This is a genomic window from Glutamicibacter sp. (assembly GCF_032154645.1).
Taxonomy (GTDB): domain Bacteria; phylum Actinomycetota; class Actinomycetes; order Actinomycetales; family Micrococcaceae; genus Glutamicibacter.
Genome location: NZ_JALDXV010000011.1, coordinates 94244 through 109539, shown reverse-complemented (window position 1 = coordinate 109539; position 15296 = coordinate 94244). Strand labels below are relative to the sequence as shown.

At 61.9% G+C, this 15296-nt stretch carries 14 protein-coding genes; 9 read left to right on the top strand and 5 right to left on the bottom strand.

Annotated features, from left to right (window positions below; all coding sequences use genetic code 11):
* Positions 1–110: 110 nt before the first annotated feature.
* On the bottom strand, positions 111–662 hold the full coding sequence (locus tag RUH64_RS10955) for a maltokinase N-terminal cap-like domain-containing protein (protein WP_313813346.1): 552 nt from the start codon (positions 660–662) through the stop codon (positions 111–113).
* A 68-nt stretch (positions 663–730) separates the two neighbouring features.
* On the opposite strand from RUH64_RS10955, the gene RUH64_RS10950 reads away from it, so the two are divergent.
* Positions 731–1348 carry a GNAT family protein gene (locus RUH64_RS10950; RefSeq protein ID WP_313813345.1) on the top strand — a complete coding sequence of 206 codons (618 nt, stop codon included), beginning with the start codon at positions 731–733 and terminating at the stop codon, positions 1346–1348.
* Positions 1349–1448: 100 nt separating this feature from the next.
* On the opposite strand, the gene RUH64_RS10945 is transcribed toward RUH64_RS10950, so the two are convergent.
* Together RUH64_RS10945 and RUH64_RS10940 are read right to left on the bottom strand one after the other, a co-directional pair.
* The gene (locus RUH64_RS10945) at positions 1449–3359 is read right to left on the bottom strand and encodes a penicillin-binding transpeptidase domain-containing protein (protein ID WP_313813344.1); all 1911 of its coding nucleotides are present in this window, start codon (positions 3357–3359) and stop codon (positions 1449–1451) included.
* Between the two features lie 56 nt (positions 3360–3415).
* Positions 3416–3946, bottom strand: coding sequence for a GNAT family N-acetyltransferase (locus RUH64_RS10940; protein WP_313813342.1), 531 nt, complete (start codon positions 3944–3946; stop codon positions 3416–3418).
* Positions 3947–4199: 253 nt separating this feature from the next.
* On the opposite strand from RUH64_RS10940, the gene RUH64_RS10935 reads away from it, so the two are divergent.
* The 8 genes from RUH64_RS10935 (at position 4200) to RUH64_RS10900 (ending at position 12213) form a co-directional block, all read left to right on the top strand.
* Entirely contained in the window at positions 4200–5351 is a 1152-nt protein-coding gene (locus RUH64_RS10935) for an ROK family transcriptional regulator (protein ID WP_313813340.1), read from the top strand.
* Between the two features lie 77 nt (positions 5352–5428).
* Positions 5429–6799, top strand: coding sequence for an extracellular solute-binding protein (locus tag RUH64_RS10930; RefSeq protein ID WP_313813339.1), 1371 nt, complete (start codon positions 5429–5431; stop codon positions 6797–6799).
* A gap of 105 nt (positions 6800–6904) precedes the next feature.
* Positions 6905–7855: a sugar ABC transporter permease gene (locus RUH64_RS10925; RefSeq protein ID WP_313813338.1), complete on the top strand. Its 951-nt coding sequence runs from the start codon at positions 6905–6907 to the stop codon at positions 7853–7855.
* Positions 7855–8691 (top strand): carbohydrate ABC transporter permease, encoded by an 837-nt coding sequence (locus RUH64_RS10920; protein ID WP_313813337.1) that lies wholly within the window; start codon positions 7855–7857, stop codon positions 8689–8691. The genes RUH64_RS10925 and RUH64_RS10920 overlap by 1 nt, the downstream gene beginning before the upstream one ends.
* A 3-nt stretch (positions 8692–8694) precedes the next feature.
* On the top strand, positions 8695–10110 hold the full coding sequence (locus RUH64_RS10915; protein WP_313813336.1) for a glycoside hydrolase family 3 N-terminal domain-containing protein: 1416 nt from the start codon (positions 8695–8697) through the stop codon (positions 10108–10110).
* A 115-nt stretch (positions 10111–10225) separates the two neighbouring features.
* Complete coding sequence (locus tag RUH64_RS10910; RefSeq protein WP_313813335.1) at positions 10226–11032, top strand: glucosamine-6-phosphate deaminase; 807 nt, start codon at positions 10226–10228, stop codon at positions 11030–11032.
* Positions 11033–11041: 9 nt separating this feature from the next.
* The gene (locus RUH64_RS10905) at positions 11042–11491 is read left to right on the top strand and encodes an SRPBCC family protein (protein WP_313813334.1); all 450 of its coding nucleotides are present in this window, start codon (positions 11042–11044) and stop codon (positions 11489–11491) included.
* A 110-nt stretch (positions 11492–11601) separates the two neighbouring features.
* Positions 11602–12213 (top strand): hypothetical protein, encoded by a 612-nt coding sequence (locus RUH64_RS10900; protein WP_313813333.1) that lies wholly within the window; start codon positions 11602–11604, stop codon positions 12211–12213.
* Here the strand turns inward: RUH64_RS10900 and RUH64_RS10895 are convergent.
* Positions 12210–13016 carry an inositol monophosphatase family protein gene (locus RUH64_RS10895; RefSeq protein ID WP_313813332.1) on the bottom strand — a complete coding sequence of 269 codons (807 nt, stop codon included), beginning with the start codon at positions 13014–13016 and terminating at the stop codon, positions 12210–12212. The two genes, RUH64_RS10900 and RUH64_RS10895, sit on opposite strands and share 4 nt — an antisense overlap.
* A gap of 2 nt (positions 13017–13018) precedes the next feature.
* Positions 13019–15292: an NAD-dependent DNA ligase LigA gene (ligA, locus tag RUH64_RS10890; RefSeq protein ID WP_313813331.1), complete on the bottom strand. Its 2274-nt coding sequence runs from the start codon at positions 15290–15292 to the stop codon at positions 13019–13021.
* Between the last annotated feature and the right edge of the window lie 4 nt (positions 15293–15296).

Here is a 15296-nt window from a genome sequence, read left to right as displayed (position 1 = left end):
GGTCCTCACGGCTGATGGCAGACATATATCTCCCTAGAATGGGCGGTTGGGTTTCATAGACAAGTCTATCCCGTACCGGCGCCGAATCAGGTCCTTATGTGGCCGATCAGCTACGCTGTGCGCAATACCAGTCCGCGCAGTTCCTGCCCCAGTGCGTTCTCCCAGAATCCGATGACGCCTTCCGAGCCGCGGGCGCCCACTACCGGTTTACGCACCACGTCGAGCTTCTTGCCCGTCAGGTTTCCTTTTCGGCGTACCCGCGGCTCCTCGGTGAATGACTCATGGCGGTGCTGGGCGTTCACGGTTCCCGCTGCCAGCGCCGCTAGCTGTTGGTTGAACACCGGGTCGCCGACGGCATCGTAAATATAGCGGGTTCCGAGGATGCCGTGTTCGCTGGTCCCCATCAGGTATTTCTGCGCTCCCGGCAGAGGAGCGTCGCGATAGGTCAGCGGGACATGGTAGATCACGTCGGTGAGGTCTGTGTTGTCGGCGTAGAAGCGGAACTCTATCCCCACCTTGCCCGCCGGATCTTCCAGGCGGAAGCCGCCGACGTGTTGCAGGTTGGGCTCGCGCTTGCTGGTGAAGAAGGCCTGTTTGATCAACCAGGCTGAGACCAGTTCGTCTTTGCCCGGCTTCATCGAGGTGTTGTAGATGATTCCCATGCGCGTCGCTTTCGGATGAGGCGAGTTCTTGCAGTGACTGAAACAAATAATCGGTTAGGAGACAGACTATGACTATCGTAGTTGGCATGGAGACTAACCGCGAGTGGAAGAGTATCAACGAGGCGCAGGGTTATGGTTCATCGCTGCTTGAAGATGATGCAATCGTGCTTCGAGAATCGGAGGCCGAGGACTTCGCCAAGCTTTCGGAATGGTGGAACGACCCGCAGTGGGCCGTATTGCAGCAACGCGTCATCAAGCCGCGGCCCGGCACATCCCTGGCGCAGATGTTCAGCTCATGGAGCGAGAATCAGCCCAACTCCGGTGACGCTGGCTTCAGCATCTTTGAGAAGGCCACTGGTTCCTTCATTGGACACATCACCCTTTACGGAGGAGTACTCCCCCACCGTTCCTCGACCATGGCGGTGATCATCGGCCCGACTTCTGTCGGCCAGGGGTTGGGCACCCGGGCGGTCAAGCTGATGACGGGCTATGGGTTCAGGGAACTGGGACTGCATCGTATTTCACTGCGGGTGGCGTCATTCAATACTCGTGCGCTCAAAGCCTATGAAAAAGCGGGTTTCACGCTTGAGGGAAGAGAAAGGGATTCGTACTTCCACGACGGCGCATTCCACGATGAGTTGATCCTTGGACTGTTGGATCGCGAGTACTTCGCCAACGGACGGTAGAGCGGCAACCACCCCAGTTCAACTGGCAATGGGTAACTGAAAAGGTCGGTTTCAGATGAGCATCTGAAACCGACCTTTAGTGTCTAAACCCAGCTTGGATCTAGTTCGCTGCCTTCAGCATCGACTTGACCAGCGGACCTGCGGTCTGTGCACCGCCATTGCCGTCTTCGACGAAGGCAGCAATCGCGATGTCGTCCTGAGCCGCGATGGCCCATGCGTGGGCATTGCGTTCGCTGTCGTATTCAGCGGTTCCGCTCTTGCCGATGATCGCACCGTCACCGGTACCCTTCAGATCCTTCAGGGTGCCGTGATCGATGACCTGAGACATCATCTTGGCCAGCTCATCGGCTTCGTCCTGCGTCAGCTTCGAGGCCGGAGCGGCAGCCGCCTTGGGCTCCGGGCTCACCACAAGTTTCGGGGATACCGTCTGCTTTGCCTGCACCGATGCAACGACTGTGGCCATACCCAGCGGGGACGCCTCGACGACGCCCTGGCCGATCATGTTTGCCGCCTGCTCCGTACCTGTGGAGTCGGTGGGCACCGAGCCGAGAACCGCACCCACGCCGGTGCCGTCTTCACCGGTCAACCCCAGCGCGGCGGCTGCTTCTGCCAGCTTCTTGCCGCCAATGTCGGCTCCTTCATTCAGGAAGACGGTATTGCAGGATTGTGCAATGGCCTCGGACAGCGGAATGGTTCCCAGGGCACTGGACGGATACCCGTCATAGTTGCTGAAGGTTCGACCATCGATGGTGGCGGTCGGCGTGCACTGCACCTTCGTATTTGCATCATCGCCGTCGCGGATCATTGCCAAGGCGCTGATGACCTTGAAGGAAGAACCAGGTGCGTACTTTCCCTGCAGCGAGGTATTCAGCCCCGAGGTCACCGGTCCCGAAGACGCAGCCAACACCGCGCCGTCCGACGGTCTAATCACGACAATCGCAGAGTTGGATTTGGAGTCTTCAAGAAGCTCATCGGCCTTCTCCTGCAGCTTCTGGTCCAAGGTGAGCTGTACATCCTTGCCCGCGACAGGCTTATTGGCAAAGAGCTCTTCTTGAGCTTCCTTCGCAGCGTTGTATCGGGAAATGCTCACCCCGTCGGTTCCAGAAAGCGTGTCGTTGTAGGTGGCCTGCAGCCCGGAGAGACCTACCTGGTCCCCCGAGCGGATCTTGCCGTCCGATTTTTCAATGACTTCTGCCGTGGCCTCGCCGACCGAACCAAGCAGGGGGCGGGCGAAAATGCGGCTTGGAGCCAGCGGGATCTTGTCTTCCTGCGCCACAGCTCCCGGAATCTTCGCAATCTGCGCGTCCGTGACGGTGCGCGTCGAGTCATCACGCAACACAATTGCCTCAACCCACGCCTTATCGCTGGCTGCTTCGACCTTTGCCGCATAGGCGTCCGGATCGATCTCCACGAGTTTGGCAAGTGCCTTAGCAGACGAAGTCCATTCGTCCTTGGACGCCTGGGTCTTGTCGATTCCTACGTTGATGACCGGGCGGTCGGTAACGATATTCTTTCCATCCCCGTCGGTGATGTTGCCGCGCTGCGCGGGCACGAAGCTGGCGGCGAGGTAGTCGCCCTCCGCCAGCTCTGGGGCCAGCACCGATGGGGTGAAGCGCAGCTGCCAGGTTTTGCCGTCTTCGTCGTATTCCCACACCGCCTTGGTTTGATACGAGAAGTCGTTGTCCGATGCGTCGACGTCCCACACCGTATTGATTGTTGCCGTGGCGGTTTTAACGCCATCCTGCTCGGCCTCGTCAATGGCCACTTCACTCAGCGTGCTCTTGTGGTCCATGTCCCCGAGCTTGCCGAAAGCTGTTTTCATTTCTTCTGCCGCTACCGATGCATCGGTGTCGGTGAAGCTGACGGCCGAAAAGTCACCCGAATTCAGGGCCGAGACCAAGGCGTCGGCAGAACCGGAGGGGTCCACTGGTGCGGCGCTGCAGGCACTGAGGCCGCCTGCGACGAGGCTCGCAATGGAGACAGCTACAACTTTTCGGTGAAATGCACTCATATACGCCATTCTATGGGCCAGTTCTAAGAACCAGCCATGACGCGACAAGGTGTTTATTAAAGCTTCAGCGTGTAGACGATGAGCAGGATGTCGGTGTCTGGCACATACCAATCCCGCTCTTCGGCACGAACAAATCCCAGTGATTCATACAGCGCACGCGCCGCCTTCCAGTCCTGGCCGGTGGTGAGGGATACCGTGTGCACCCCGGGTTCGAGCCGTGCCCGTTCTATCGCCGCAAGAACCATCGCACGGCCGGCACCTGAGCGTTGCACGCTCGGGTCGACGCTGAGCATGCGAATTTCAAGCTCACCGTCCAGGGCGATATCCGCATAGACATTCCCATAGGTTAACAACGTCATGGAGGCGATCGTTGCTTCTTCATTGCGGGCCACGTAAACCTCTGCCGCTGCGGCGCGCTGCGCTACCTTGCGCACGAACCGGAGATACTCATGCTCCGGATCATCAAAGTGTCCGGCGTGCAGGTAGGCGTCGACGGTAATATCCCCGACCCGCTGATAATCAGCCTCGGTGGCTAGTTCAATTTTCAGCGCACCGTCGGTCACGCGGAAATCTTCATGAAGTGACATAGTTTCTTAATTTTGCCACCAACAGTCCGGCCCTGCGACCACCCTGCCATGCCTGGCGGCGCAGGCTCCCAAATTGTTACAACCCGCGAGCACTACACCTTCAAGTGACCCACCTCATCAACAATCATCCTAGTCAATGACGATTTATCGATTCTTGATCTAATAACACGAGCATTCATGTTAGGCGGGTCACGCGCTCTAAGGTCCAAAAAGTCGCTTGCCAAATGTTTGTTAGTAAAGTTAACTAACAGTCATGACTTCCACCTCGGGCACCCGCAGAACCATGACCCGGCGAACCGCTTCCCTGCCTTCCCACGGCCGTGAACACAACCTCGCCCTCGTGCTTCAGCACCTCTATGCCCAGGGGCCCATGAGCCGGGCAGACCTCTCCCGCGCCAGCGGCCTGACCCGAGTGACCATCTCAGATCTGGTCACCGAATTGATGTCCCGCGGCCACGTCATCGAGCTGGGCACGTCCAACGCCAGCCGCCCGGGCAAGCCAAGCATCCTGGTAGACATCAATCGCAAGGGCCTGCAGATCATCGGAGTCGACCTCGCCGACTCGGCGGTCATGCGCGCGGCCGTCATGGACCTGGACGGCAAAGTGCTCACCCGCGTGGAATTGGAAACCAACGACGAAAAGGGCGATGCGGCCACGGCCCAGGTCATCGACCTCACCGGTCAGGCCATCGCCGCCGCGACCGAACCAATCATCGGCATCGGCGTGGGAACGCCGGGCATCGTCAACAGCGAAGGCCTGATCCTCACCGCACCGAACTTCGGCTGGACCGATGTGGATCTGCGTGGTGAAATTTCTGAGCGCTATCAGTTGCCTACCCATGTACTGAACGACGCCGACGGCGCGGTGATGGGCGAACACACCTTCGGCAACGGCAGCGCGCACATGATGCTGGTCAAGCTCGGCCGCGGCGTCGGCTGCGGCACCCTGGTCAACGGCACCCAGGTCCGCGGGGCCAATGCGGCCTCCGGAGAACTCGGCCACGTCATCGTCGGCACCGATCAGGGACCGCTGTGCATCTGCGGCAAGCACGGATGCCTCGAGTCCTGGGTGTCCGTCCCGTCCATCCGCCGGGCCCTGACCGAGCAGCCCGACGGAGTATCCGCCGAGGAGCACCGCGCGACCATCATGCATCAGGCGGCCGAACGCCTGGGGATCGTGCTGGCTCCCATCGTTTCCGTGCTAGACATCCAAGATCTGGTGATCGCCGGCCCTGCTCAATATGTCGATGCGCAGCTGCTCGCCGCACTGCAGGACACCATTACCGCACGCACCAATGCGTCCCAGCGCCCCAACTTCACGGTCCAACTCTCCGAGAACCCGGATGACATCGTGCTGCGCGGTGCAGCCGTGAATGTGCTGTTCAACGAGCTGGGGGTGGCCTAAACAATCAACCTCGCACCACCCGATTCACAGTACTCAGTAGATTCACTCGCATATCTTTCCCGAAAGGAACCTTCGACGTGAAGAAGAAGACAATGCTGTCTCTGGCAGCCAGCACCATGGTTGCCTCTGTAGCTTTGACCGCCTGCGGCGGCGGGGCCAGCGCCCCAAGCGAAACTTCACCTGCCGCCATCGACAAGGCGGCCAACGCCGACAAGTCAATCACCCTCTGGCTTGCAGGCGGCGACACCCCCGACGAATTGCGCGCCTACCTGAAGGATAATTTCAAGGCGAAAACCGGCGCCACCCTCAAGATCGAGGAACAGGGCTGGGGCGACCTCATCACCAAGATGACCACCGCACTGCCGGATCCGAACAACACCCCAGACGTCGTGGAAATGGGCAATACCCAGTCCCCCACCTTCACCAACATCGGTGCATTCCTCGACGTCAGCGACATGTACGAGGAGCTGGGCGGCGACAGCCTGATCCCTTCCTTCGTCGAGGCAGGCAGCGTCGACGACACCAAGTACACCCTCCCGTACTATGCAGGCTCGCGCTACATGTTCTTCCGCAAGGACCTGTGGAAAGAGGCGGGAGTAGACACCCCGAAGACCCTTGACGAGTTCAACTCCGCGGTCACCGCCATCACCGAGAAGAACCCTCGCGACATCAAGAACTTCTCCGGATTCTTCCTCGGCGGCCAGGACTGGCGCAACGGCGTCTCCTGGATCTACGCCAACGGCGGAGATCTTGCCAAGAAGGAGGGCGACCAGTGGGTCTCCACCCTTGCCGATGAGAACACCCTCAAGGGCCTTGCGCAGCTGCAGGAAATCTACAAGAACGCTTCCAAGGCGCCGTCCGACGCCAAGGACGTCACCCCGTGGCTGTACATCAACGATGCCGACCTGATCCTTGATGAAGAGGGCAAGCCCACCGGCAAGACCACCCTGTCCGCCGCCACCATCATGGCTCCGAACTGGGCACAGTTCTCCATAGGCGACCTGAAGAAGGTCGACGGCAAGGAAGCCCGCGTCTGGAACGACGAGAAGTTCGGCATCTTCGCCCTGCCGGGCAACGACGGTCAGCCTGCCCCTGTGTTGGCCGGCGGGTCGAACATCGGCATCTCGGCCAAGAGCCAGAACCCCGAACTGTCCAAGGAATTGCTGCGCATCATCTTCTCGGAGGAATACCAGAACATGCTGGGCAAGGCAGGGCTGGCACCGGGCAACCTTGACTACTCCTCATCGCTGGGCACCGACCAGTTCGCCACCACCGCCATTGCCGCCATGAAGAACTCCAAGCTGACCCCGGCCGCACCAGGCTGGGCGGCGGTGGAGACCAACCAGGTCCTTGAGGAATTCTTCGGCAAGATCGAATCATCCACCGATCTGAAGGCCCTGGCGGAGGAATACGACGCCAAGATCACCCCCATGTTGAACCTCAACTAATGATCGGCAGCTAGTACCAACGGTGGTCGAAGTGCACAGCGCTTCGGCCACCATTGATGCCACCACTTTGACTGACCTTTACGCCTCCCAGCAAGGAACCCCGTCATGACCTCCCAGCTCACCGCGCCGAAGAAGGCGAAGGACCCGGCGCCGCCAGCAGCCGCAGCGGCGGCGAAACGCTCCCGGTCGCGTGCCTGGCTGCTGATCCTGCCAACCATCGTGCTGCTTGTCCTCGCCCTGGGCTACCCGGTGGGCTGGCAGTTGGTCACCAGCTTCCAGGAATTCGGGCTGAAGCAGCAGTTCGGCCAGGCACCACAGTTCGTGGGCTTCGCAAACTACACGCAGCTGTTGACCGACTCGAATTTCTGGGTCGTGCTGGCCCGCTCCCTGCTCTTCTGCCTGCTGGCCGCCGGCTTCACCGTGATTTCCGGATTCATTCTGGCGCTGCTGATGAAGCGGGTGCACAAGTCGATCAGGCTGATCCTGCAGATTTCGCTGCTGCTGGCCTGGGCCATGCCAGTTGTTGCCTCGATGACCGTCTGGGTGTGGCTGGTCGACTGGCGGCGCGGCCTGCTGAACTGGGTGCTGGTTAAGCTCGGCGTCGACGCGGCGGATCACAACTGGCTGGCAAATCCCACCACCTTTTTCATCACCGCCCTGATCATCGTTGTCTGGGCCTCGGTGCCATTTGTGGCGCTGAGCATCTACGCCGGGCTCACACAGATCTCTGAGGAGATGCTGGAGGCCGCGGCCATGGACGGCGCCTCCGGATGGCAGCGCACCCGCCTGATCATCCTGCCGATCATCGCACCGGTGCTCTCCATCGTGATGCTGCTGCAGCTGATCTGGGACCTGAGGGTGTTCACCCAGATCAAACTCCTGCAGGATGCCGGCGGCGTCGCCAATGAAACCCACCTGCTGGGCACCTACATCTATCAGGCCGGCGTGGGCTCGGGATCCTTCGGCATTGCCAGCGCCGTGTCGGTGTTGATGCTGCTGATCACCATCGCCATCAGCTGGTACTACGTCCGCTCCCTGATGAAGGAAGAGAACTGATGCGCACCAAGCTCTCCACCTACTCCGCCGGAATACTGGCGCTGATCGCGGCCGTGATCTGGGCCTTCCCCGTGTACTGGATGCTGAACTCATCCCTGCTGCCCAACACCACCCTGCAGTCCACTACCCCGCACTTCCTGCCCATCGGCGGATCCTTCGACAACTTCAAGGCGGTGCTGGCCGACGGCGGTTTCCTGCGCGCCCTGGGCGTCTCGCTGACGGTGACCCTGGCCACCGTGCTGGTATGCCTAGTGGTGGCATTCCTCGGGGCGCTGGCCATCAGCCGCTTCCGCTTCCGCGGACGCAAGTCCTTCATCCTGGCGCTGCTGCTGATCCAGATGCTCCCCGCCGAGGGAATGTTCATCGCCCAGTACAAGATGTTCTCCTCACTGAACATGCTCAACTCGGTGATCGGCCTGACGGTGCTCTACGCAGCGGCCGTGGTGCCCTTCACCATCTGGATGCTGCGCGGCTTCGTCGCGGGCGTCCCGGTGGAACTGGAAGAGGCGGCGATGGTGGACGGGCTCTCGCGCACCCAGGCGTTCCTGCGCATCACCTTCCCGCTGCTGGCCCCGGGTCTGGTGGCCTCCGGCGTGTATGCCTTCCTGCAGGCGTGGAATGAATTCACCGTGGCGCTGGTGGTGATGACCGAGGACCAGTCCAAGACCCTGCCGCTGTGGCTGCGCTCCTTCATCCAGGCCTCAGCCACCCGAGAGACCGACTGGGGCATGGTCATGGCTGCCTCCACCCTGGTCGCAGTACCTGTCATCATTTTCTTCCTGCTGGTCCAGTCCCGGATGTCCTCCGGCCTGGTCGGCGGCGCCGTGAAGGGATAATTTATGGATACTCACTACGACGACGCCACCGTGCGCCCCCTGGCCCGCCGGGTACTCATGCCCGGATTCATCGGCACCACCCTGCCGGACTGGGTAGCCGAAGAACTGCGCGCGGGGCTCGGCTCACTGTGCATCTACGGCGGCAACATTCAGGATAATCAGCAGCTGGCCGCCCTCATGGCCCACGTGCGTGAAGCCTCGCCCCAAGCCATCCTGGCGCTGGACGAAGAGGGCGGGGACGTCACCCGCCTGCACTACCGCGACGGTTCAAACCAGCCGGGCAACGCGGTGCTCGGCCGGCTGGACGACCCGCAGCTGACCCGGGCCAGCGCCCGCGCCATCGCCCGCGAAATGCGTTCCTTTGGCTTCAATCTGAACCTTGCGCCGGATGCCGACGTGAACACCAATGCGAAGAACCCGGTGATCGGCGTGCGCTCCTTCGGGATCAGCCCGCACAAGGTGGCCATGCATACCGCCGCCTTCACCGTGGGCCTGCAGGGTGAAATGGTGGCCGCCTGCGCCAAGCACTTCCCAGGCCATGGCGATACCTCCACCGACTCGCACCTTGCCCTGCCGGTGGTGGCGGTCGACCCCTTTACCCTGGCCGAGCGGGAGCTGGCCCCCTTCACCGCGGCAATACAAACAGGCATCGCCGCGATCATGACTAGCCACATCATGGTTCCCGCCCTGGACCCGCAGAACCCTGCCACCTTCTCCAGTGCGATCCTCGGCGATCTGCTGCGTGGGGAACTCGGCTTCGAGGGGGTCATCGTCACCGACGCCCTGGACATGGCCGGTGCCAGCGCCGAGACAGGCATTCCGGTGGCCGCCGTCCGCGCCCTGCGCGCCGGGGCGGACCTGCTGTGCCTGGGAACGGATATGACCCGCGAAGACTACGACCTGGTCATCGCCGCGATCACGCATGCTCTCAACGATGGGACGCTGGACATCGAAAGGCTGCGCGATGCCGCCGCACGGACCACCGCACTGGCTGAACACTACCGCCTTGACGACGAGGTCTGCGACCCGGTGGAGCTTGCGGTGGGCGATTGGAGCCGCGCCTTCGAAACATCAGATGCGGTGGATGCCTGGAGTGCGAGCGCCGCACCGGTCCAGCTGGTCCAGCTGGACACCGACAGCAATATGGCCGTGGGCCGCGTGCCCTGGGGACTTGCAAGTATTGCTCCCACCGTCAAGGAAGAGCAGATCGCCCCAGATGCAAAGGTGCTGCTGGCTGCGCGCGCGATGACCGAAGAACACACGGTGCACGCGCTGGCGGCGCGTCTGCGCGGCAACGGACAGCAGGTATTGGTGTGCAACTTCGGCTGGCCGGCCCCCGGGGCGGACATCACCACCTATGGAGCTTCCCCGGTCTTGGCACGCACCATCTTGGAAATGTTGCAGGTTCCTTCGGCATAAAGATGCCCACGCCCGGTCCCCCATGGAATGATGAAGGCACTAGCGCTAACGATGAGGTTGCCGTCGATTTCCAGCCGGGCATTCCGGCACAAACTCCCTTGAAGATTGGATTCTCATGCGCGTACTCATTGGCTCTAGCCCCGAAGAAGTTGCACGGATCGCCGCCGATAACGTCATTGAAGGCCTCGCCGAACATGGCAATGGCAGAGGACAGGTCCTGGGGCTTGCCACCGGGTCCTCTCCCCTGGGCCTCTACCGTGAACTGGCGGTCGCCGCCGCCGAGTCGCGGGTTGACTTCTCCGCCGCCGCAGGCTTTGCGTTGGATGAATACATCGGCATCCCAGACACCCACGAGCAGTCCTACCGACAGACCCTGATCAATGAGGTCTGCAACGTTATTGGCCTGCCCGTCTCCGGCCTGAACGTCCCGCAGGGCACCGGCGGCACGGTGGCGCAGGTCCAGGCCTCCGCCGACGCCTATGACGCAGCGATCAAGGCCGCCGGCGGTATTCAGGTGCAGATCCTGGGCATTGGAGCCAACGGGCATTTAGGCTTCAACGAACCGGGCAGCGCGTTGACCAGCCGCACCCGCATCAAGCGGTTGGCGGCCAAAACCCGCGAAGACAATGCCCGCTTTTTCGATGGGATCGAGCATGTACCGACCCACTGTGTAACCCAGGGCTTGGGAACCATCCTAGAGGCAGGCCGGCTGGTGTTGGTGGCTACCGGCGCAGGCAAGGCCGACGCCATCGCCGCGGCCGTTGAAGGTGCGCTCTGCGCTTCCTGCCCGGGTTCGGTGCTGCAGCTGCACCGCGACGCGGTGGTGGTGCTTGACGAGGCCGCAGCGTCCAAGTTGACCCAACGCGAGTACTACGATGACGCGGCCGCGGGAATTACCGATGAAAATCTCGTGGTCGGCTAGCCTTGCCTCATGGCAGTGTATTTCGAATGCGTGACCCGTACGAAAATGAGCGTCGAGCAGCTCTTTGACAAGTCTTTGAGCATCGACGCCCACACTGCTTCCATGGCGCAGTCGGGTGAGCGGGCAGTTGGCGGGGTCACCGCCGGGAGGATCGGCTGGGGTGAGCAGGTGACCTGGCGGGCAACGCACTTCGGCATTCCCTTCAAGATGACGTCCAAGATTACCGCCCTAGACGCACCGCATACGTTTACCGATGAGCAGCAGCGCGGACCATTCAAGCGATTTCACCATGTGCATGAATTCTTCGCCGTGCGGGGCGAGACCATCATGGTGGACAAGATCCACTTCCAGGCCCCGCTGGGCCCACTGGGCTGGATTGCAGAACGATTGGTGCTCGGCTGGTATATGCCAAAGCTCATCCGACTGCGCAACCAGTACCTGATATCGGAGGGTCACTAGATCTCCGGCCCGTGCGCGACACTGCGGTGCGGCATGACATGGCCCCTTGCCTGTAGCGTGGAAACGGTAGTCCACTGACCGTTTACCCACGAAAGGCTCATGCCTCGACTATGCTGCGCAACGAAACCCGGCCAACTAACAATCCAGCGTTTCGGGCGGCGGTGGTCGCCTCTCATGTCCTGACTCCCGTGGTGTTGGCAACATTGTTCATCATTAGCTCTCCCGTGCGCAATGCCTCGGTGAGCTGGGCGCAAGCGCTAGTCGCGGCGTTATTCACCACCATCATTCCGTGGTGTGTGCTGCTCTATGCAAAGCTGCGCGGCGTGGTCAGCGACCTGCACGTGACTCAGCGTCAGCAACGCCATTGGCTCTACGCTGTCACGGCTGGGTCCATCATTGCCGGTCTGCTGGTACTGCGACTCATGGACTCTGGAAGGGCAATCTACGGTGAAGTGGGTTCAATCCTCCTTGGGCTGGCAGTTGTTGCGCTGGTCAATATCTGGTGGAAAGTTTCGGTCCACCTTGCCGTCGGCACCTTCGTGGCCCTGCAGTTCGGAAGCGGAAATCCAGGGCTGCACCCACTGATCATCTGCTTTATTGCCCTGCTGTCATGGGCGCGTATTAAAAGCAATGAACACACCGCTTCGCAGGTCTGCGGCGGCGTGTTCATCGGTGTGCTGGTTTACTATGCTTCGCTGGCCATGGCCAGCCTGCTGGCCTAGACTCCCGATTCCGGCATCGGCAGCTTCGCCGGATCAACCAATCCGGCGTACTGCCAGCCCGGGTAGCCGACCGGTCGGCCCACTGGGGTTCCTGCTTCTTCGGCGATCAAGGCGCCGGCGGCCCAGTCGTATTCCTGGGTGCCGAATTCAACATAGGCGTCCAGCGCCCCCTCTGCCACCAGGCACAGGTCAAGGGCGGCGGAGCCGAGCCGGCGGACGTTCACGTATTCGCCGAGCAGCTGTCCCAGCACCGAGGCTTGGAATTCGCGGCGCTGCGGATCGTAGCCGAAGCCAGTAGCCAAGATCTTCGCTTCGGTGTCCTTCGGGCCATGCAGCTGGGTCAGGTGATCGGTGCGCAGGTCCCGCCGCCAAGCGCCCAGGCCTCGGCCAGCATAGTATTCAACGCCCAGCGCTGGTGCCAGAACGGCGCCGGCTACCCACACCTCGCTCCCGTCGTCCTGCTGCTGGCAGACGCCGGCTGAGGAGCAGTAGTAGGCGATATTGCGCACGAAGTTCGTGGTGCCGTCCAGCGGATCGATGCTCCAGCGGTAGCCGCTGGGGTGCTGCGGCTTGGCGCTGGGATATTCTTCGCCGGTGAGCTCGTCGTTGGGGCGCATGGTTTGAATGGTGCGGCGGATCGCTTCCTCCGCCGCCCTGTCGAAGTCGGTGACCCAGTCACCGGCAGCCGACTTTTCATCGGTGTTGAACTTCGATTCATCGCGCCGTGCCAACACGGCAGCACCGGCGGCGGCGGCCTTGCGTGCTAGGAGCACCAGTGGGTCGTGGGTTACCGAACGGTCCATGATCATTCTCCTTCTGCTGCCAGGGCAACTTCGCGGGCCGCCTCCGGGCCCTGTTCTAGAAGCACGTCGAAACCTGCCTCGTTCAATACCGGCACGCCCAGCGAATGCGCCTTGTCCAGCTTCGATCCGGCTGCTTCACCGGCGACCAGGAAGTCGGTCTTTTTGGACACGCTACCGGTGGCCTTGCCGCCGCGGACGATGATCGCTTCCTTGGCGGTGTCGCGCGAGTAGTTCTCCAGGGTGCCGGTGACCACAATGGCCAGGCCTTCGAGGTTCTTTGGGGTGTTGACGTCCTGCTCGTCGATCATCTTCACCCCAGCTTCCTGCCAGCTGGCGACAATCTGGCGGTGCCAGTCGACCTTGAACCAGTCGACCAGCGCCTCGGCGATAATCGACCCGACGGAGTCGATGTGGCTGAGCTCTTCGACGGCATTTCCCGCGTCGATGACTTCCAGCAGCGCCTGCATGGACCCGTAGCGGGTGGCGATGGCGCGCGAGGCGTTGGGGCCGACGTGGCGGATAGACAGCGCAACCAGCACACGCCACAGCGGGTTTTCCTTGGCCTTTTCAAGCTCTGCGAAGAGCTTCTCGGTGCTCTTGGTGGGCACCGAAGGCTTCTTAGCCGTCGCCTTGGTGAAGAAGTACGGGACCAGCTCGAACTTCCCGGTGCCCTCCCCCTTGGAGCGTTTCTCGCGCCACACCTTGACATCCGCCAGCTCGTCGAGCTTGTGCTTCAGGTCGAAGAGCTCGGCCTCATTGTGCAGCGGTCCGGGTCCCGCGGGGAGGATCAGTCCGCCCTGGGTTGCAGGGTCCTCGCCCGGACCGCTGGTCAGCGCCGCGGCCGCTTCATAGCCCAGGGCCTCGATGTCCAGTGCACTGCGTCCGCCGAGGTAGGCGACGCGTTCGGTCAGCTGCACCGGGCAGGATTCGGCGTTCAGGCAGCGGATGTCTACGTCGCCTTCCTTGGCCGGCGCCAGCGGCTGGCCGCAGGAGGGGCAGTTCGTGGGCATGACGAATTCGCGCAGCTCGTCATTGCCTTCGCGCAGGGCAAGCACCGGGCCGACGATTTCTGGGATGACGTCGCCCGCCTTGCGCAGGATGACGGTGTCGCCGATCAGCACATTCTTGGCCTTGACCACTTCCTGGTTGTGCAGGGTGGCGCGTGCAACGGTGGAGCCAGCGACGAACACCGGTTCCATCACGCCGAAGGGGGTGACGCGTCCGGTGCGGCCCACCTGCACCTGGATGTCCAGCAGCTTGGTGTGGACTTCCTCCGGCGGGTACTTGTAGGCGACGGCCCAGCGTGGAACGCGGGAGGTGTATCCCAGCTGTTCCTGGGTGGCCAGGTCGTCGACCTTGATGACGATGCCGTCGATGTCGTGGATGAGTTCGTGGCGGTTTTCGCCGTTCTGCGCAATGAAGTCAAGGACCTCGGCACGGGAGGTGACGACCTTGCCATAAGGCGAGACCGGCAGGCCCCAGGCACGCATGATTTCATAGGCCTGAGACTGTTCCGTCAGATCGAAGTCGCGGCTTCGGCCCAGGCCGTGGACGAACATGCGCAGCGGCCGTTTGGCGGTCTGTGCCGGGTCCTTCTGGCGCAGCGATCCGGCGGCGGCGTTGCGCGGGTTGGCCAGTGGGGCCTTGCCCTGTTCGATCAGCTTTTCGTTGTAGGCATTGAAATCCTCGGTGGCGATGAATACCTCGCCGCGGACCTCGAATTCTGCTGGCCAGCCGGAACCCGTCAGCTGCTGCGGGATGTCGGCGATGGTCAACGCGTTATGGGTGACGTCTTCACCGGTGGTGCCGTCTCCTCGGGTGGCCGCGCGCACCAGCTTGCCGTCGCGGTAGGTGAGGTTCAGGGCCAGGCCGTCGATTTTCACCTCGCACAGCCAGCGCACCGGTGTGTTCGGCTGCAGGCGGGTGGCATTGGTTTGTACACGGTCGAGCCAGGCGTCGAGCTCCTCAAGCGAGAAAACGTCCTCCAGCGAGTACATGCGGCTGGCGTGGGTGACAGGGGCAAAGGCTGCGGAGACCTCGCCGCCGACCTCTTGGGTGGGTGAATCCTGCCCGGCCAGGATCGGGTAGGCGGCTTCAAGCTGCTCCAGTTCCTGGAACAGTGCATCGTATTCGGCGTCGGAGACCAGCGGTGCATCCTGCTGGTAATAGGCTTCGCGCTGCGCACGAATCTGCTCTACCAGCACCTCGTAGCGTTCGCGGGCCTGAGCGGGCGGGACGTTCGTCGTTTCAACTGGGGTTACCGGATTTTCACTCACGTAA